Below are 18,186 nucleotides of genomic sequence, written 5' to 3'. Positions count from 1 at the left end.
CCAGTGCCTATCGCCAGGCAGCCGTAGTGTCTGCCTGGTTTTTTTCGGTCTGGTCCTTTCACTCATGTCAGCGGCGAGCACTGTGCGTGACAAGATTAGGCGTTTGCTGATAGAGCGCTGGCGGTACGGCATTCGCGCGGCTGGCGGGAATATTCAGTTTGATGGCGTGAATGATCGTTTGCGCCTGAGCGAGAATTTCGCTGACCAGGGTGGCTGTCGCGTAGTCCCCATAGCGGCTGGCGCGCTGAGTCACAGGCTGAAGCTGTCGGGCAAATGACCCCAGCTCTTGCGCGCGGCTGTGTATGTTATTCAGTCCGTCTGCAAACGGCACCTCAGCAAAATGCTGAATCGGTGCCCGCATCGAGGCCAGCAGCACGCGCTCCGGCATACCACCGAAATCCTTGATACGTGCACACAGGTACTCAATGTGAGTGGTGGTCGCTTCGGCCAAGCCATCAAATGGCTGCTTCATGACGGTAAAGCCCGGGTTGCGCAGATGATGCTGAATATTTTTCAACTGATCGAGCAGCTCGACGTGCGTACTCAGGTGCCTGCGCATCAAATCAACCAGTTCAATACGGGCGATTCGACTCAGTGAAAAGTGTGCGCCGTATGCGCTGACACGACAGTCGGTCCAGTGAGTGCGTTCATCATTCATTGTGTTCATCATGCTCAACTCCTGCGCGTTCATAGTGCTGAAGTACGCAGGTTAATTAAAAGTTCTCGCACGGTCTGTGCTACCTGCAGTCAGCGGACTAGCGCCTGAGTGTGTTCCTTGTATACCTTGGTTTGATCCGGTTGAGATAAACAGGCCCCGGTGATACCGAGCAAGGGAATAGTGTGCCGACGGCCCTGTTAATAAACTTCATCTGAGTGCTTATGAAGGGCGGGCCATTATTGTTCACAACGTGCAGGGGGTGGCTTAATTAAACCCAACACGAAAAAAGGCCACTGCAGCGGCCTTTTTTCTTGCTTCGCTAAACATGAGTCAGGGCTCATGAGATCAACCATTCTGGCAATTGTTACCGCCGCTGATGCGGGTGTATTGCAGGTTGTGCTCAACACCTTTGCTGTCCAGATACAGCATGTGCGCCTGGACGGGGCCGCAGGTGGTGCTCTCGGCAGAAGTCACTTTGAGGACTTTGGCAATATCCAGATTTTGCGAGTAGTTGTAATCCACAGAAGGGGGCAATTGTGCGTTGTTATTGACGGAGTCGTTAGCCGAAGCAAACACCGAGAAGAATGAAAGGGCAGCGAACAGGGCAACGTTTTTCATATGAATCTCCACTGAGTATCAAGTCGGAATGCCTGCAAAGCTTCAAGGTTTGCTTTGCTGTTGAAATGAATTCTAGGCGCGTTATGGGTCATGCAAAAATGGAGGCTGTCGATAGACGCCATCACTGCAACTGATACTTGGCAGGCGCGATAAGTAAGGGCGCAATAAAACGCTTATGAGATCTAAAAATTCGATGTGCAACATCTGTTCTATCAACGGATCAGATAGCCAACTTTCATCGCCGATTGCATGCTCCTGGCCATCAAGTAGCCACGGAGGCTGGTCATGCAAAAGTTCGAAATACTTCGTTCAACCCGTTTCGACAATCTGGTTCATGAGTACGGTCTGGACGGCAGTCGTTTGCTCCCTTGGCAAGGCTACCCGATGCCGTTTGCCGGTGGCTGGTGCGTGGTGCGGCCAGGCACTCGCAGTGAGCCGCATACCCAGATCGATCAGGAGATATTCATCGCTATCAAGGGCCGTTCGCGGCTGGTGATTGGCGAGCGAGAGCTGGAGTTTGGCGTGGGTGATATCGCGGCGATTCCCAAGCACACCGATCATTACATCATCAATGATTCACCCGAGGACTTTCATTTCTACGTGGTCTGGTGGGACATGAATTACGTCAACGACTTCGTCGCTCAGCACAACGAGACTACGGGGTGCCTGAATGACTAGGTTCGTGGTCACCATCACCCCACCGACGCCCAACGGCGACTTACATATCGGCCATATCGCCGGACCGTTTCTGGGCGCTGACGTGTTCACCCGTGTGCAACGCCAGCGAGGTCATGACTGCGTACTGGTTTCCTATTCCGATGACTACCAGTCTTACATGCTGCGCAAAGGCCTGGAGCAGGGCGTTGATCCTGTCGAGCTGGCTGTGCGCAATTCGGACCGGATTGAAGCGTCACTGGCGGCGATCAATATCAGGCCCGATAACTGGATGCGGCCGCAGGACAATGCGTTCTTCGCTGACGCGGTGCGTGAGGTGTTCGACAAGGCCCGAGAGGCGGGAGTCATCGAGTTTCGTGATGCCAGCGAAGCTTACTGCGGGGGCTGTGATGTCTGGGGCTACGAAGCCTTTGCCCGTGGACTGTGCAACTACTGCGGTGCCGAATCCGACGCCAGCCAATGCGAAAACTGCGCTCAGGCACCGGACTCGATGCTCATGACAGCGCTGCACTGCAAACTCTGCAGCCAGCCTGTGCAGTGGCGTAACAGCCATCGCGCATTTCTCAAACTGGCACTGTTCAAACCGGTGTTGCGCGACCGCTTGCTCAACCGCAAATGGCGCAAGCCGCTGAATAACTGGCTGGTCGAGACCCTTGAGCATTTGCACGACTGGGGCGTGACACGGCCCGGCGATGCCGGACTGGACCTGACAGAGGGTGATTCATGTCGTATCCATACCTGGTTCATGGGGCTGGCCGGTTACATGGCGGCGTTTCGTGAACATGCGGCGCAGATCGGCAAGCCACATCTGTTCCAGCAGTACTGGCAATCAGGGCAGGGCACGCTGGTGCACTTTCTTGGTTTCGACTGCGTGTTCAGCCACGCAGTGGTCTATCCGGCCTTGCTATCGGTGCTCGATGATTTAGACGTTCACCAACTGTTCATGCCCAATCAGTTCCTCAAACTCGACGGCCTCAACCTGTCCACCAGCCGTAATCATGCGATCTGGGTCGCTGACCTGGTCGCCCAGGCATGCGCCGACAGCGCTCGCCTTTATCTGGCCGCCGTTGCACCGGAGGAGTGTGAAGGTGATTTCCGTCTGCAGCATTTCCAGCAGTGGCGCGCGGAAGTGTTCGACGATTTTTTCCCGGCGTTGCTGGAGGCCGGTGTGCGGCAGGGCGGCGGCAGTTGGTGGAACGGAATGTGCGGGCCCGACGCAGGGTTGCTTGAAGCGTTGCGCCTGCAATGGATCAAGGCAACCCAGCCAGAGCTGTTCTCGATGAAAAGCATGGCGGGTGTGCTGCTCGACGTGATCGCCATCGCCAAAACCCGCTTGGGTGAAGGGCGGCAGGTCAACCACTTCGCTGCCTTCATCGCCGTCACCGGGCAGGCCCTGATTCCCGACACGGCGGCGCGTGTTGCCGAGGCATTTGCGCTGCCGCTGGACAGAGTCAGCGCGACGATTCTTACCGGCTCGGCCGCTGAATACTGCATCTGAACGGACTCATCACTCATGTTTATGGACTATGACGTCGCAGTGATTGGCGCCGGGATTATCGGTGCGAGTATTGCGGCCCGGCTCAGCAGTGCCGGTATGGCGGTTGCCCTGCTTGAAAAAGGCGTGGTCGGTGCTAGTGGGGCCAGTGGTTTCTCGGGGGGGCTGGTGCGGCTTTACGACCCTGATCCGTTGTTGATGGACCTTGCAGCGTTTTCCATCGCCCAGATACACGACGGTGTTTTTGCGAGTACTTACGCCACAGCGTTGCAACGTAGCGGAGCGCTCTACTGCGCTGCGCCGCAGAAGACGAGCGAGATTCAGCGCGCAATAGAACGACACGCCAGCGCTGAGTACCCCATGCGCCTGATCGCGGCTCAGGAACTCAACGGTATGCACTTCGCGCCGGTTCCGGAAGGTGAGCGGGTGATTCTTTTCGAGCCCCATGCCTGCGTCGGTAATGTCCGGCTGGCGACGCACCTGCTCGCTGATGTGGTGCGCAGCAATGGTTTGCTGCTGGAGCATTGCGAGGTGCAATCGATTGATTGCCACTCCCGACACGAGGTTCATGTCGGGCTGGGCGCCAGTACGCTGCGCTGCCGTGCCTTGGTGGTGGCGGCGGGCGGCTGGAGTCGTCAATGGGTGCCGGAGTTGAAGCTGGATACCCGCTCGATTCCCCTGGCGAGGGTGCTGACCGACGCAGATTGCGGCATGCCGATCATAGACGCGGTCAGCCAGAGTTACCTGATCCCGCTGACCCGGCATATCGCGCAGACCGGTTGCGGTTTCCGCGATATTCGAGTGTCCCCGAGTGAGCTGCCGCTCACTGACGCGCGTAATCAACAAGATGCTGCAAGGCGAGTACGCCAACTGACCGGCTGCACTCATTCACAGGTGCTGGATGTGTTGCCGGGGTTCGATAGCTACAGCCCTGATGGCAGGCCCTTGCTGGGGTTCGTCGGTGAAGACAGCCCGGTGTTTCTGGCCACTGGCATGTCCGGCCTAGGTTTCAAGTTCGCTCCGGGCATTGCCTGTATTGCGTTGGAACAGGTGCAGCGACATCTGTTGAACACACCACTTGATCAGGACTGGTCCGCACTTTCGCCCCTGCGCGCCATGCTGCTTGACGCACCTGTCGGGGTGCAGCCATGAAGAGGCTCAAGGTCGGCGTGTCTGCCTTGTTTGATCCTGCTGACACTCCGCACGCCCGGGCCTTTCTGCGGGCGCTGTGTGTGGCGCGCAATTTCATTCCGGGCCTCGCGCACGTGCAGTGGCACTTTCTGGATGACGGCGCCCACCCGGTGCGTGCCGAAGAGGTCGCTCGTGAAATGGTCGCGGCCAACGTTGATCTGGTGGTTGGCCATTTTTCATCCGACGCGGCGGTCAGTGCGGCGGCGGTTTATCGGCAGGCAGGCATTGCACTGCTGACCCCCGCGGCGACTATTGATTGCCTGACGCGTGACCACCACAACGTGTTTCGCTTCTGCCCATCGGATCGCCAACTGGCCAGGGATCTGCTTGCCTGGATCAAGGTTAGAGGCTGGAAAACCCTTCATGTCGTCGCCGATCAAAGTGCTCATGGGCGGGCCCTTGCCAAGGGTATCGCTCAGGCGGCAGCCGATTACGGCATAGCTCAAACCCATGAGCGTGAACAGGCGCAGGTGGAGGTTTTTGCCGGACGCCTGCGCAGCAGCTGTGAGCATTGGCGGCAACGTCGGGCCAGCGGCAGTCGGCGGCCGCTGATTTTCACTGATGACGCCGCCTCGCGCTGGCTGGGTAACGCCGCCGTTGACGACTCCACGACCTGGGTCATCGGCTTCGGCAGTCCCGATGATGAGTCAGGTCGGTGTCACGGCACCGTCCAGCACCAGGCGCTATTCGAGACGGCCCCCGAAACCTACTACCGGGAGAGCCTGCTGCTGTTTCACGTGCTGGGTGTGCTGGCGAACCGTGAGTGGCGCCGCGCCGATCTGCTTCAGGCCCTCAATCACACAACGTTCAGCACGCCCTTGGGCGACGTCAGCTTCGATCAGGGTGAGCTCAGGGGCGCCTGTAACCGGCTATGGCAGGTCGGCCCTCACGGTCTGCGCGCGGTAACCGGATCGTGCGCTGAAAACGCCTCCAGCGATTCGGCAACGCCCTCAACCCTCATGCCTTCAACACTATGGATGGAACGCAAATGAACGCATCAACACCTGGAGTCGCTCACGCAGACGCCGTATGCATCGGCTTTGGCCCGGCAGGGATCGCGCTGTCGTGCGTATTTGAAGACGCACGGGAAGCTGGCACGCCGCCAGGGGATCTCTCCCTGTGTTTTCTCGAAGCGGCTCACGAGACTCACTGGCATCGTGAGTTGTTGCTCAGTGGCACCGACATCAACCACCACGTCTTTCGTGACCTGGTGACACCGCGTAATCCGCGCAGCCGGTTTTCGTTTGCGATGTACCTCAAGGACAAAGGCCGCCTGTTCGATTTCGGTTTGCTGGGGCGTCCCGCCAGCCGTCATGAGTGGTCGGACTATCTGCGCTGGGTCTCGGCGCAAGTGGACAGCCAGACACACTTCAACGCCCCGGTCAGGGAAATCCTGCCGGTGATTCGCGATGGCCGCCTCAAACTCGTACGGATCGAAACGCAGAAGGGCAGCTTCGAGACTCGTAACATCGTGCTGTCCAGCGGCAGCACGCCGCGCATACCCGAGCAGTTTTCCGGCTTGCTGGGGGCGACGCTGTTTCACACTTCGCAGTTTCTGACCCGTTTGCAGGCGTTCGGCAACGCCTTGCCCAAGCGCTGGCTGGTAGTCGGTTCGGGGCAGAGCGCCAGCGAGTCGGTGCTGGAGTTGATAGCCCGTGACAGCGATCTTCTCGTGCATTCGGTGCACCGTTCTGCGGGTTTCAAATTGACCCAGTTGGGCCAGTTCCCCAATCGGGTTTTTGCCCCGGACCACGTCGATTACTTCCACAGCCTGGCCCCTGAGGCCCGCCAGCAGTTTTTGCAGTGGAGCAGTTCGACCAATTACGCCGGGATTGATCCGGATGAAAGCCAGAAGCTGTTTTCCGTGATTTACGAGGACAGCATTGCCGGGCGTCAGCGTCTGCGAACCCATGGCTACAGCGAAATCAGTCAACTGGAAAAAACGCCTGACGGCTACCGGGTCACGTTGACCGATACCTTCAGTTTGCTCAGTCAGGTCGTGGAGGTGGACGTCATCGTGCTGGGTACTGGCTATCAGCAGCCTGTGCTGCCGCCGTTGTTGAGCAACCTGCAGCCCTGGCTCAAGGCCGATCTGGATGGTGGGCTGGTGATCGATCGCGATTATCGCGTGGCCACTCAAGGGCAGTGCGACGTGAAGGTGTGGGTCAACGGTCTTTCAGAACGCAGCCATGGCATCAGTGATAGCCAGTCCTTTTCGCTGATGGCATTGCGCGCCGGGCGCATTGCTCAAGGCCTTGAACGGGCTGTTCAGGCGCACACCCACGAACCGCTTCTGGCTGAATGACATGACCCCTACCTACAACAATATTTCCGATATCGTCCACGACCAGACCTTTCTCAACGTCAAAGGCGTTGGGCCTGAGTTCTTTTTGAAGCTCGAATCCCTCAATCCGGCGGGCTCGATCAAGCTCAAGACCGCCGTTGGCCTGGTCGACGATCTGTGTGCTCGCGGCCAGATCAACCCGGATACGATTCTGATCGAATCGTCGTCGGGCAATCTGGGGGTAGCGCTGGCGATGATCTGCGCCGAGCGCGGGATCAGGTTCACCTGTGTGGTGGACCCCAACAGCTCCAATCACAACATTCGCTTGATGCGCACTTACGGTGCCGAAGTGATTCAAGTCGAAGAACCGGATGCCAACGGCGGATTCCTCGGTACGCGCATTGCGCTGATACGTCAGAAGGTTGCGGCTGACTCGCGTTACGTCTGGCTCAACCAGTACGAAAACGCTGCCAACCCTCGTGCCCATGCGCGAACGACTGCACAGTCCATCGGTCGGCATTTTGGTCACGTGGATTATCTGTTTGTCGGCGCAGGCACTACAGGCACGCTGATGGGCTGTGTGCAGTATTTCCGGCGCCATCACCCGGCCACGGTCATTATTGCAGTGGACAGCGTCGGCTCGGTGACCTTCGATACGCCGCCCGGCAAGCGCTTTATTCCAGGCTTGGGCACCAGTCAGCGACCGCCGATTTTCAATGCCGAGGGCATTGATTATCTGGAGATGGTCCCCGAGCAGAAAACCATCGCCATGTGCCGCGTGCTGGCGCGCACCAAGGGGCTATTGGTGGGTGGGTCCACCGCTACAGTGGTTGCCGCAGTGCACGCCTGGCGCGAGCGTATTGAACCCGGTTCAGTGGTGGTCGCGTTGTCGCCGGACTGGGGGGAGCGTTATCTGGACACGCTCTACGATGATTCGTGGGTGGAGCAACGCTTCGGCAGTCAGGTACTGCAGATGACGCTGGACGACCTGTCGGTTGAACCCTCCCTGACCACCGATCTGCGTAGCGAGCGCCTCAAACAATCGGCTTTTCATGTGGTCGACGGCAAAACCGTTGCGCAGATTCTTGCTGAAGATCCGGTGGCGTGCATCGACGACGTTCAGCAGGCTTATCTGGAACATCACGCCGGACGCAGCATCAACCCCGACAGCTATTTCCTGCGCTTCCCGCAAGCCCCGGCGAATCGAATTATCGCCTTGCCCGCCAGCTTGTCCGGTGAGCAGCCGGTCAGTGGTATCAAATGGATTTCCAGCTTTCCCGGCAATATCGACACCGGCCTGCAACGCGCCTCGGCGGTTTTGCTGCTCAACCATGCCCGCACCGGATACGCCTACGCCTGCCTGGAGGCGTCCCGGATCAGTGCGATGCGCACAGCTGCGTCGGCGGTACTGGCCACTCGGTGGCTGAACAGACAACACAGAACAATTGGTCGCCTGTCTGTCGTGGGGGCAGGGTTCATTGCCAGAACAATTCTCGACATGTTCGTCAGCGATGGCTGGCAGGTCGATGCGCTGGACGTTTTCGATGTGCATGCCGGTTCAGCGGCCGCGCTGATCGGGCATGCCACTGTGCAGCATGAGCTGGCCTGCCAGGCAGTAGACCTTGATACGGCATTGCAGGCCGATGTCGTGGTGTTCGCCACCACGGCACCGAGTCCTTATGTGATCGAACAGCGTTTTCGGCCTGAGCAGATTCTGCTGAACATTTCCCTGCGCGATCTGGGCCCGGAAATCATCGCCGAGGCCAATAACATTGTTGACGATGTCGAGCATTGTCTGAAGGCCGGGACATCGCCGGATCTCGCCGTGCAGCGTTATCAGAGCCGTTCGTTTATCACCGGTACGCTGGCGCAACTCATGCTCGGTGAAGTGGAGGTCAGCCCGGACAGGCCCACGATCTTCTCGCCATTCGGACTGGGCGTGCTCGATCTGGCGGTGGGCAAGCGCGTTTATGAGCGCGCGCTGGAGCAGGGCAGCGCATTGCCGGTCGCAGATTTCTTCTTCGAATCGAAGCGCTGGTGATGCCCATGCCAATCAACATCGACACGAAACGCATCTCCATCATCGGCATGGGGTCCCGGGGCCTCAGTGTGCTGGAGCAATTGATCCGTGCAGCGCGAATCGATCCCCGCGAGGCTTTGCTTATCGAGCTGTTTGACCCGCAGCCACCCGGCAGCGGTCTGCATGCGCCCGAGCAACCTGACTACCTGATGCTCAACACCATGGCAGGCCAGTTGTCGGCATTCTCCTCGGCCTTTCCAGTGTGGAAAGCCGGTGATCCTCCCAGGCTGACGTTCTTGCAATGGTGCACCGCTGAGACGCTACGACTGGATGAGCGAGGCCATGTCAGCAACAGCCACGCGGGAAGGCCCATCGAGTTTGGTGACTTCGTACCGCGCAAGCTGCTCGGTCGCTACCTGCGTGATTGCTATCGCTACCTGTTGCGGTTATGCCCGGCGCACGTGGACGTCCGTCATCACCGGGGCATTGTGACCGGCTGTTGCCCGACGCCTGATGATCGGGGCTTTTATCTGCACACCGCTGACGGGCAGCGGTGTGAGGCCGATGCCGTCTTCGTGACGACCGGGCATGCGCCGCAACCTGCCGTGCAATGTACGGGTGAGCGCGTCGCGGTTGAGGGGCTGGGGCTGAGCGCAATGGACTGCATCGCATCGCTGACTGAAGGTCGGGGCGGGCGTTTCGAGCGGGACGACAGCGTCACCGGTTGGCGTTACACGCCTTCAGGGCTGGAGCCGCAGATTGAGCTGTTTTCCCGTTCGGGCCTGCCATTTCATTGCCGCCCGCAATGGACTCCGTCAGCGGTTGTGCCGCAGCGCATGTTTTTCACCGCTCAGGCCATCGCAGTGCAGCGTGAAACCTGCCCCGATGGCCGACTGGACTTCGTTCAGCATGTGCTGCCGCTGATCAAGGATGAAATGCGCGCGGCTTTTTATGTCGCCATGGCTCGTCTGCAACAAGCTGAGCGAGCAGAGGATGTTCGCCGGGTACTTCAGGGGGCGAGCAGCGTTGAAGCGCGGTCTGAAGCATTCGCAACGCTGGCTGAGGCGTATGGCGCGTTCGATCCGCAGGACTATTTGAACACTCAACGCTGGCAGGGTGAGCCGCACACCTACGCCCAGTGGTTTCGCGGATGGATTGCCAACGATCTGGCCCGCAGCCGCCTTGGGACCGAGAACAGTCCGCTCACGCAGGCGCTGGAGGTCTGGCGTGATTGCCGCGACCTGTTGCGCCTGGCTGTGGATCACAACGGCCTGAGTGATTGCTCGACCCAGGCGTTTTACAGCGCGTGGGCCAGGCTCGGCAATCGTCTGGTGGGCGGCCCGCAGAAGGAGCGCTACGAGGATTTGCTGGCGCTGATCGATGCCGGAGTGGTCCGGCTGCTACCGCCGATGGCTATCAATGAGGTCGATAACCTTGAGGTCGATAGCCTGATTCGGGCCCGCAATGCCCATAGCGGCTTGAGCCAGAACCGTTGCGCCTTGATCGATGACTTGCTGCGGCAGGGATTGATCAGGATGGCCCATCCGTACCCCGCGGATGGCGTCGCCATTGATACCTCAAGCCGCGCCGTACGGCGTGACGGGACCGTCAACCAGCACCTCTGGGTGCTGGGGCCCGCAGTCGAAGGCAGTCGCTTCTACAACCATTACGTGCCAACACCTGATCCTGCCTGCAAGGCGCCGCTGGAGGCGCACATTGCGGTGCAGGCCTGCCTGAGGGCGCTGCGTGCCGAAGCAGCCGGTTGCGTTGTGCATTAGCCCCGGCGGTTGAACGCCATCACTTCAAACTCTCCGTTAAAAAAGGATTATCTCCATGGTCGAGATCACTTTGCTGACCGCCCTCGCTGGCGCTTTTATCGTGCTGATCATCAGCCCCGGCCCGAACTTTCTGGTCATTACCCAACTGTCATTCAGCCAGTCCAGGCAACAGGGGATCTGTGCCGGGTTGGGCGTCGCATCAGGCAGCATTATCTGGGCGTTGCTGGCCTGTACCGGCCTGGGTCTGGTGTTCCAGCAATTGCCATGGGCGCAACCCGCGTTGCAGTTGCTGGGCGGCGCGTATCTGATCTGGCTGGGCAGCAAAAGCCTGCGCAATGCTGGTGCGCAACCCAAGCCGCGCAACCTTGGTGAACTGGGCATCGGTAGCCTGGGACGGGCCTACCGCTTCGGTTTGCTGACCAACATGACCAACCCCAAGGCGCTGGCTTTTTACACCAGCGTATTCACGACCGTTTCGACGCCTGGGCTGCCGACGTGGGTGCGTGTTGCCGGGGTATCGATCATCGCGGTGTTGGCCGTTTCATGGTTCGTGCTACTCGCCACACTGTTTTCCATCCCCGCCGTACAAGCCCGCTACCAACGTATGAAAAAAACCATCGACATCATTACCGGGTTGTTCATGGTCGCTTTCGGTCTGCGCTTGCTGATCGGTCTGTGGCCTGTCTGATCGGCAGATTTCACACAGAACCCGTGGGACCGAAGCTATTCGGGAAGAGGCCATTCCATTCGCCGCATTTTTACCTTCAGGAATGCCGCCTTCCCGGACGCTTATTCATTTGAACAAGGATGAACACCATGCAAAACAATGATTGGCACTATCCCACTTCAATTCGGGTGGGGCCTGGCCGGGTACGGGAATTGGCTCAGGCCTGCGAAGCCAGCGGTATCCGGCGGCCACTCATGGTGACCGACCGATTCCTCGGTGGAACTGACATGATTCAGCAGGCGCTGGCGCAGTGCCGCGGAACACTTGGGCATTGCGGTCTGTTTGATCAGGTCAAAGGCAATCCAACCGGCACTAACGTGGCTGAAGGGCTACACGCCTACAAGGCGGGTGGGCACGACGGCGTGATTGCTTTCGGCGGTGGTTCTGCGCTGGATGCCGCCAAGGCCATCGCACTGATGTCCGGACAAACGCGCCCGCTGTGGGATTTTGAAGACATCGGTGAAAATCACCTACGTGCCGATCCGTACGGTATAGCCCCGATAATTGCGCTGCCGACCACTGCCGGGACTGGCTCGGAAACAGGCCGGGCCGCAGTGATCACCGATGAGCAGGCACGGGTCAAACGGACCATTCTGCATATCCGGATGATGCCGCGGGTAGCCATTCTTGATGCCAACCTGACCTTGGGTTTACCGGCTCACCTGACCGCTGCAACCGGTGTTGATGCCTTGACCCATTGCATGGAGGCGTACTGTTCGCCGGTCTATCACCCGATGGCCGAAGCGGTGGCGGTCAAGGGCATGCAGATGATCAAACAGTTCTTGCCCCAGGTTGTGGCCGACGGCCTTGATGTACAGGCCCGGCAGGAAATGCTCGTTGCTTCCTGCCTGGGCGCCGCGGCCTTTCAGCGCGGGCTCGGTGGTGTGCACGCCATTGCCCAGACACTGGGCGCTTTGTATGACCACCACCACGGGTTGCTCAACGCGATCCTGCTGCCTTATGTGCTACAGGCCAATCAGCCCGCGCTCGGTCCGCAAATGGAGGAGCTGGCCTTGGCGCTTCGTCTTTCCACGCCCGGGTTTAGTGGGGTGATGGAATGGCTGCTGGCGTTGCGTGAGCAGATCGGCATCCCGCATACCCTTGGCGAGTTGGGTATCGATGAACGTGACGCGGAACTGATTGGCGAGATGGCGTTTGCCGATGGCTGCTCGCATACCAATCCGATCCGCCACTCGGCGCAGACGTATGCACAGATATTCTGCAAGGCAGTTCATGGCCATTGATCAGCGTTTGATCATCGACGAGGCGACGATCAAACGCCTCGATACGGTCTGGCGGAACGTTGTCGAACAGGGCCGGATTGTCGGAGGCGTGTTGTTGCTGGCGCAGGATGGCGTGGTCCGTTACGCGTCTGCCCGGGGCTGGGCAGATCGCGAGGCAGAGATTGCCGTCACCCGTGAGCATACTTTCAGGCTTGCGTCGTTGACCAAGCTGATCACGTCAGTCTGTGTTCTGCGTCTGCACGAGCACGGCATGTTGCGCCTGGATGATGCGCTGACACGCTGGTTGCCGGATTTCGTGCCAAGGCTGGCCGATGGGATGGCTCCGGTCATCACATTGCGCCATCTGTTGTCCCACACCTCAGGGCTGGCTTACGGCTTCGGGTTGCCTTCCGGCAACGCCTACCAGCAGGCCGGAGTCAGCGACGGACTGGACCTCGTGGCCTTTGACCAGGCTGAAAACCTCAAGCGACTGGCCAGCGTTCCTTTGCTGTTCAAGCCGGGCAGTGCATGGCGTTATTCAATCGCCACCGAGGTACTTGGGGTGGTCATCGAACGTGTCACCGGCATGGCATTGCCCGAGGCCATTGCCCATTGGGTAACCCGGCCGTTGGGCATGAGCGCCAGCGGTTTCCACGTCGAAGGTCCGCAAATCCTCGCCGGTGCCTACAAGGATCATGCGGAACTCCCTACGCGTATCGGGCGCACTGATGAGCTGCTTCTGGAGAGCGGCAGGGCCAGCGTCTCGGCCTGCCGTCATACTGCTCCTCAAGCATGGTCGTCTGCGGGTGCAGGCATGGTCGGCAGCGCTGATGATTATTTGCGGCTGCTGGAGTGCTTGCGACAGGGTGGTGCGCCGTTATTGAGCCGTTCGAGCACGTCAAGTTTGTTGAGTAATGCGATTGGCGATGTGCTCATCGAGGGCAGAGGACCCGGCTGGAAATTCGGTCTCGGTCCTTTGTTACTGACTGATCCGGCTCAGGCCGGGCAACTACAGGGTGCTGGAACCTGGTCGTGGTGTGGCGTGTATGGTTGTCATTATTGGGTCGACCCGCAGGCTGGGGCGAGTCTGATAGCCATGACCAACACTGCCGTCGCTGGTGCCTGGGGCGAGTTTCCGGATGCGCTGGTCGCGGCGATTTATCGCCGCGACTGATCAAGCCCTGGTGAATTGCTTGCGATAGCTGCTGGGGCTGATACCCACCATGTTGCGGAAGTGGCGGCGGAACGATTCCTCGGAACCAAACCCCGCGACGTCGACGACTTCAGTCAGACGCATGTTGGATGACTCCAGCAGTTCCTTGGCATAAGCGATACGCTCGCCCAGCAGCCAGTCATTCGGGGTCAGGCCGGTACTTTCCATGAAACTGCGGTGCAGCGTGCGGGTGCTGACGGCCGCGTGGTCGGCCATCTCCTTGATACTGTGCGGGCGTTGAAGGTCACTGCGAATCCAGTCCATCAGCTTGGAAATCGGTCCCTCACTGGAAGACACCAGCTGACGTGAAGCGTATTGCGACTGACCGCCTTCGCGGTGGGGCGGGATCACCATTCGCTGGGCGACCATGTTCGCGACTTTCGCACCGTGATCGTTGCGCACCAGATGCAGCATCATGTCCAGGCCAGCAGCAGAACCCGCTGCGGTGACGATCTGCCCCTGATCGACATACAGCTCATTGGGCTGGATGGTCAGTTCCGGGTACATGCTGGCCAGCAGATCGGTGTAGCGCCAGTGGGTGGTGACGCGTTTACCTTCCAGCAAACCTGCCGCAGCCAGTACAAATGCACCGGTACAAATCGAGCAGATGCGTGCGCCTCGGGCATGAGCGGCCTGCAACTGGGTAATCAGCCTGGCAGGAACCTCCGATTCGACGCCGCGCCAGCCGGGCACAATGATCGTGTCGGCATTTTCCAGCAGTACTTCACCCGGCGTGGGCACGATGGTAATACCGCCTGCGGCGGTAATCTCGCCTTCATCCACTGGGAACGTGGCGAACTCGTACCAGGTGACACCCAGCTCGGGTCTTTTCAGGGCGAATACTTCTACCGTGCAGCCAAATTCAAAGGTGCACAGCTGGTTGTAGATGAGGGCGACGACGAGATGGTTTTTCATGGCACGATGTTACCGGATATTGGCATTTCCGCCAGTAGTGCGGTGCAAATGTACTGGTTAACCTGAAACCCTGAAATCAGGCGGTTGCCTCAACATTTGCCAGCGGTCGCCGGTGCGATCCAGGGAGTACGTTCGTGTCTATCAACATCGGTATCTACGTCTATGACGACGTTGAAGTTCTTGACTTCGCAGGTCCGTACGAAGTCTTCACCACCGCGACCCGCATGCATTTGCGCAAAAGCCGCGATGACCGGGCGTTGTTCAACGTATTTACCATCGGTCGCACTACCGACCCCATCCGGGCGCGCGCCGGGCTGAAAGTCGACCCCGACCACTCGATCAATGACCACCCGGTGATCGACTGCCTGATTGTTCCGGGAGGCGTGGTCAATGCCGAACTGGAAAAGGCTGACGTGATTCGCTGGATCACCGGCCAGTGTGCGCCTGAACGCGTCGTGGCGGCAGTCTGCACGGGTGCCTTTCTATTGGTCAAGACCGGCAAGCTGGCCGGTAAGCAGGTGACCACTCACTGGGAGGACATTGACGACTTGAAGGAGATGTTTCCGTCCGTCGACGTGCTCAGCACCTTGCGTTGGGTCGACGAGGGCGCTTTCGTGACGTCGGCCGGTATTTCCGCTGGCATCGACATGAGCCTGCACCTTGTGGAACGTCTGCACAGTCGCGAGCTGGCGGAGCGTACTGCGTTGCAAATGGATTTCGACTGGACTGAAAACGACTGACGCTGACTGCGTTAAACATCTGGCTGACGTGGTCGGCCAGATGACTGCCTGCTGACCTTCGTCATACACGCCAGACCTCCCACCGTTTTTCGCAACAAGCTGGCACATCAGGCTTGCGGCGCGCCACTATCTCCCTCCAACGTGCAGTCCAGAGCCTTCAACGCTTACGCTAGAGTGCAGGAAATAATGAATACCCATTTCTTCAAAGTCGTCCAGACCGTTGCTGTCCACGGTTCCTTTTCGGAAGCTGCGGCGATTCTGGGGTGCAGCCAGTCGAACATCAGTTATGCCATCAAAGAAGTCGAAGACTATTTCAACAAGCGCCTGTTCATCCGCAGCCGTGCGGGTTGCACGTTGACGCCTGAAGGCCAGGTCATCAGCCGGACGCTGGACAGTCTGCTGGCGACCCTTGAGCAACTAAAAAAAATGAGCTCAGCGGCAGTGTCACGATTCGTTATTGCAATCATATAGACGAGACGTCGCTGGCCGGGTGCATCGAGACCATGACCCGTTTGCATCCAGGCGTGCATCTGAATGTTGTGCATGGCAGCGAACAGCATCCTGGCCTGGACCTGCTGCGCAGGGAGGCGGCGGACATTCTGATTCTGCCGAGTGCGGTGCTGGATGAGCATCATGTTGAACATATGCGATGGGCAGATGCTTATGTGTTGGTGGCTGCGCGAAGCCGTTCGTTGACGCCGCGTCCGTTTCATGAGCTGTGCGAGAGCGTCCGTTATGTTTCCTGGCGTCATGCCGGTGTGGAGCGTTTGCATGGTCAGTTGGCTGCTGCTCAGGTTCGTCTGAGTCACCGTGGGGAGCTCAGTTGCGTTGCGACGTTGCTTGATCTGGTCGGCAAGGGGCAATGCATGACTATTTTGCCCAGTCGTTTGTTACCGGAACCGAGTGCTTTGTACGAGTGTGTGCGTTTGCCGGTTGAGGTTGAGCGCAGTATCAGTGTTGTCGCCCGGCCGGGGTCGTTGCTGTCCAATGCGGCTAATGAGGTGGTTGAAGTGCTGAAGAGGTTGCCGGTGGGTGGGTGAGCGGTTTCACCGCGGACCGGTAGGAGCGAACTTGTTCGCGAGACGTCATCACGGCCAACGCTTTTCGTCGTCTGATGAACCGCTTCGCAGCCTTCGGCAGCTCCTACAGAAGCCCGGCAAGTTCGAACAATCAGGTCGGCTCTAAGGCCGCCACGCTTTTGATTTTGATCTGAGGCACCCAGTGGTGGGGCAAGAGCCTTTTGCTTACTTTTGGCTGGGCCGGCTTCCGGCTCCTTTCAAAAACGAGGCGCTGTAAAAGCGCAACCAATGGCAGCCATTACCGAAAAACGGATATGTATACGAAATATCTAATTACGGTCGTAAGACTAAAACTCAACGCATCTGAGGTAGGCCAACCATAAATTTCTCGCCAATTTTTGGCCCAACTTGTGCACTAATTTCAAAGTCGCGACTCTGATACCTGTAAGCAGTTGTTACCAGGATGAGCGACAGAGCATGACGCTCGCTCCAGACCGGGTTACACCGCTGGATGGTTTCCTTTCGGACCTGCATAGGTTGGATCGCCCGATGGTACGTCTTTGTGCACTATTGCTGGTGTGCCTGACCCAAAGCCTGATTTCAGTGCAGGCTCAGGCTGACGACACCTGGAGTGTCGGCTACCACCGCCTCAGCTTCCCTGATCCGCTCGACTCCCAGCCAATGCAGGCAATCGCGTTCTACCCCTCTACAGCCATTGAGCAATCCAGCAACATTCAGGGCTACACCGTAGACGCAGGGCTTGAAGCCCCCATAGCGCTGGGCCGTTTTCCTCTCGTGCTGCTGTCCCACGGCAACACCGGAACCCCACTGGCGCTGCATGACCTGGCCACCTCGCTGGCGAGACAAGGCTTCGTCGTCGTGGCAGTCATCCACCCTGGCGACAACACCATCGACCACAGCAGGCTGGGCAGCGTCAGCAATTTGTACGGGCGCCCCCTGCAAATCTCCGAAGCGATCACCAGTGCGCTGCTCGACCCGGCGCTGGCGCCTTACATCAGTGCTGACCAGGTCGGGGTCATTGGCTACTCGGCAGGAGGCGAAACCGCCCTGATCCTTGCCGGTGCGCAGCCAGATCTACAGCGACTGAAAAACTACTGCACTGAGCGCCCGGACGATCGGGACGCCTGCAAAACCGGGGGCGAGTTGCTGCTGGATCGCGACGATCTGCATCCTCAGGCTGATCCGCGAGTGGGCGCGCTGATGTTGATGGCACCACTGACGTTGATGTTTGGCCGCCATACGCTGGCAGACGTGCATGTCCCGGTGCTGTTGTATAGCGGTGACGGGGATGAGCTTCTGGCGGTAGATCAGAATGCCGAAGCGTTGGCGCGTAAATTACCGCAGACGCCGGAGTACAAGCTGTTGGCCGGGGCCGGGCACTTCGTGTTCATGGCTCCGTGCAGCGATGAGCTACGCGCCACTGCGCCGGTGATGTGCAATGACCGCGAGGGCGTCGACCGGGAGGATATCCATCGCAACCTCAGTGCAGAGGCCGTGCGTTTCTTCGAGGAAGCCTTGGGCATGCCGGAATTGCGCAACAGCGGTTTGCAGACTGCCCATCAAGAACCCTGACTGGGGTTGGCCTGGCACTGATCAGTCTTGGCCGTGA

At 59.0% G+C, this 18,186-nt stretch carries 17 protein-coding genes; 14 read left to right on the top strand and 3 right to left on the bottom strand.

The features are described from left to right. Nucleotides 1–67 precede the first annotated feature (67 nt). Nucleotides 68–670, bottom strand: a complete 603-nt coding sequence (locus tag ACYASS_RS00975; RefSeq protein ID WP_463584696.1) for a ferritin-like domain-containing protein — start codon at nt 668–670, stop codon at nt 68–70. A 333-nt stretch (nt 671–1,003) separates the two neighbouring features. Continuing rightward, on the bottom strand, nt 1,004–1,276 hold the full coding sequence (locus ACYASS_RS00970; RefSeq protein ID WP_463584695.1) for a DUF2790 domain-containing protein: 273 nt from the start codon (nt 1,274–1,276) through the stop codon (nt 1,004–1,006). 285 nt (nt 1,277–1,561) lie between these two features. Between ACYASS_RS00970 and ACYASS_RS00965 the strand changes: the two genes are divergently transcribed. The 10 genes from ACYASS_RS00965 (at nt 1,562) to ACYASS_RS00920 (ending at nt 13,843) form a co-directional block, all read left to right on the top strand. Further along, complete coding sequence (locus ACYASS_RS00965; RefSeq protein WP_243247061.1) at nt 1,562–1,954, top strand: cupin domain-containing protein; 393 nt, start codon at nt 1,562–1,564, stop codon at nt 1,952–1,954. Continuing rightward, entirely contained in the window at nt 1,947–3,449 is a 1,503-nt protein-coding gene (locus ACYASS_RS00960) for a methionine--tRNA ligase (RefSeq protein WP_463584694.1), read from the top strand. Before ACYASS_RS00965 ends, ACYASS_RS00960 begins: the two co-directional genes overlap by 8 nt. A 15-nt stretch (nt 3,450–3,464) precedes the next feature. Continuing rightward, entirely contained in the window at nt 3,465–4,598 is a 1,134-nt protein-coding gene (locus ACYASS_RS00955; protein WP_463584693.1) for an NAD(P)/FAD-dependent oxidoreductase, read from the top strand. Continuing rightward, nucleotides 4,595–5,629, top strand: a complete 1,035-nt coding sequence (locus tag ACYASS_RS00950; RefSeq protein WP_463584692.1) for an ABC transporter substrate-binding protein — start codon at nt 4,595–4,597, stop codon at nt 5,627–5,629. Before ACYASS_RS00955 ends, ACYASS_RS00950 begins: the two co-directional genes overlap by 4 nt. After that, the gene (locus ACYASS_RS00945) at nt 5,626–6,942 is read left to right on the top strand and encodes a SidA/IucD/PvdA family monooxygenase (RefSeq protein WP_463584691.1); all 1,317 of its coding nucleotides are present in this window, start codon (nt 5,626–5,628) and stop codon (nt 6,940–6,942) included. The genes ACYASS_RS00950 and ACYASS_RS00945 overlap by 4 nt, the downstream gene beginning before the upstream one ends. A gap of 1 nt (nt 6,943) precedes the next feature. Further along, nucleotides 6,944–8,962, top strand: coding sequence for a 2,3-diaminopropionate biosynthesis protein SbnA (sbnA, locus tag ACYASS_RS00940; RefSeq protein ID WP_463584690.1), 2,019 nt, complete (start codon nt 6,944–6,946; stop codon nt 8,960–8,962). Between the two features lie 11 nt (nt 8,963–8,973). Continuing rightward, entirely contained in the window at nt 8,974–10,719 is a 1,746-nt protein-coding gene (locus ACYASS_RS00935; protein WP_463584888.1) for an FAD/NAD(P)-binding protein, read from the top strand. Between the two features lie 55 nt (nt 10,720–10,774). Beyond that, a complete protein-coding gene (locus ACYASS_RS00930) occupies nt 10,775–11,407 on the top strand; it encodes a LysE family transporter (protein ID WP_463584689.1) in 633 nt (210 codons plus the stop codon). 128 nt (nt 11,408–11,535) lie between these two features. Beyond that, nucleotides 11,536–12,690 carry an iron-containing alcohol dehydrogenase gene (locus tag ACYASS_RS00925; RefSeq protein WP_463584688.1) on the top strand — a complete coding sequence of 385 codons (1,155 nt, stop codon included), beginning with the start codon at nt 11,536–11,538 and terminating at the stop codon, nt 12,688–12,690. Beyond that, nucleotides 12,653–13,843, top strand: coding sequence for a serine hydrolase domain-containing protein (locus ACYASS_RS00920; RefSeq protein ID WP_463584687.1), 1,191 nt, complete (start codon nt 12,653–12,655; stop codon nt 13,841–13,843). The genes ACYASS_RS00925 and ACYASS_RS00920 overlap by 38 nt, the downstream gene beginning before the upstream one ends. Here ACYASS_RS00920 and ftrA read toward each other — a convergent pair whose 3' ends face one another. Continuing rightward, nucleotides 13,844–14,797, bottom strand: a complete 954-nt coding sequence (gene ftrA / locus ACYASS_RS00915) for a transcriptional regulator FtrA (protein ID WP_463584686.1) — start codon at nt 14,795–14,797, stop codon at nt 13,844–13,846. It abuts the gene before it with no gap. A 134-nt stretch (nt 14,798–14,931) separates the two neighbouring features. On the opposite strand from ftrA, the gene ACYASS_RS00910 reads away from it, so the two are divergent. The 4 genes from ACYASS_RS00910 to ACYASS_RS00895 all read left to right on the top strand — a co-directional run bounded on the left by ACYASS_RS00910 (nt 14,932) and on the right by ACYASS_RS00895 (nt 18,149). Further along, nucleotides 14,932–15,537, top strand: coding sequence for a DJ-1/PfpI family protein (locus ACYASS_RS00910; RefSeq protein WP_122663430.1), 606 nt, complete (start codon nt 14,932–14,934; stop codon nt 15,535–15,537). A 186-nt stretch (nt 15,538–15,723) separates the two neighbouring features. After that, on the top strand, nt 15,724–16,008 hold the full coding sequence (locus tag ACYASS_RS00905; protein WP_243247073.1) for a LysR family transcriptional regulator: 285 nt from the start codon (nt 15,724–15,726) through the stop codon (nt 16,006–16,008). Between the two features lie 11 nt (nt 16,009–16,019). Next, a complete protein-coding gene (locus ACYASS_RS00900) occupies nt 16,020–16,577 on the top strand; it encodes a LysR family transcriptional regulator substrate-binding protein (protein WP_463584887.1) in 558 nt (185 codons plus the stop codon). A 528-nt stretch (nt 16,578–17,105) separates the two neighbouring features. Then, nucleotides 17,106–18,149 (top strand): alpha/beta hydrolase family protein, encoded by a 1,044-nt coding sequence (locus ACYASS_RS00895; protein ID WP_463584886.1) that lies wholly within the window; start codon nt 17,106–17,108, stop codon nt 18,147–18,149. The last annotated feature ends 37 nt before the right edge of the window (nt 18,150–18,186 follow it).

It is taken from the genome of Pseudomonas sp. HP_14, from assembly GCF_055283875.1.
Note: the sequence above shows the minus strand (reverse complement) of the source record. Positions and strands in the feature narration are given on the sequence as shown.

Coding starts and splice junctions, on each gene's coding strand:
- ACYASS_RS00975 (WP_463584696.1), bottom strand. CDS start 670: ATGATGAACACAATGAATGATGAACGCACTCACTGGACCGACTGTCGT.
- ACYASS_RS00970 (WP_463584695.1), bottom strand. CDS start 1,276: ATGAAAAACGTTGCCCTGTTCGCTGCCCTTTCATTCTTCTCGGTGTTT.
- ACYASS_RS00965 (WP_243247061.1), top strand. CDS start 1,562: ATGCAAAAGTTCGAAATACTTCGTTCAACCCGTTTCGACAATCTGGTT.
- ACYASS_RS00960 (WP_463584694.1), top strand. CDS start 1,947: ATGACTAGGTTCGTGGTCACCATCACCCCACCGACGCCCAACGGCGAC.
- ACYASS_RS00955 (WP_463584693.1), top strand. CDS start 3,465: ATGTTTATGGACTATGACGTCGCAGTGATTGGCGCCGGGATTATCGGT.
- ACYASS_RS00950 (WP_463584692.1), top strand. CDS start 4,595: ATGAAGAGGCTCAAGGTCGGCGTGTCTGCCTTGTTTGATCCTGCTGAC.
- ACYASS_RS00945 (WP_463584691.1), top strand. CDS start 5,626: ATGAACGCATCAACACCTGGAGTCGCTCACGCAGACGCCGTATGCATC.
- sbnA (WP_463584690.1), top strand. CDS start 6,944: ATGACCCCTACCTACAACAATATTTCCGATATCGTCCACGACCAGACC.
- ACYASS_RS00930 (WP_463584689.1), top strand. CDS start 10,775: ATGGTCGAGATCACTTTGCTGACCGCCCTCGCTGGCGCTTTTATCGTG.
- ACYASS_RS00925 (WP_463584688.1), top strand. CDS start 11,536: ATGCAAAACAATGATTGGCACTATCCCACTTCAATTCGGGTGGGGCCT.
- ACYASS_RS00920 (WP_463584687.1), top strand. CDS start 12,653: ATGCACAGATATTCTGCAAGGCAGTTCATGGCCATTGATCAGCGTTTG.
- ftrA (WP_463584686.1), bottom strand. CDS start 14,797: ATGAAAAACCATCTCGTCGTCGCCCTCATCTACAACCAGCTGTGCACC.
- ACYASS_RS00905 (WP_243247073.1), top strand. CDS start 15,724: ATGAATACCCATTTCTTCAAAGTCGTCCAGACCGTTGCTGTCCACGGT.
- ACYASS_RS00895 (WP_463584886.1), top strand. CDS start 17,106: ATGGTACGTCTTTGTGCACTATTGCTGGTGTGCCTGACCCAAAGCCTG.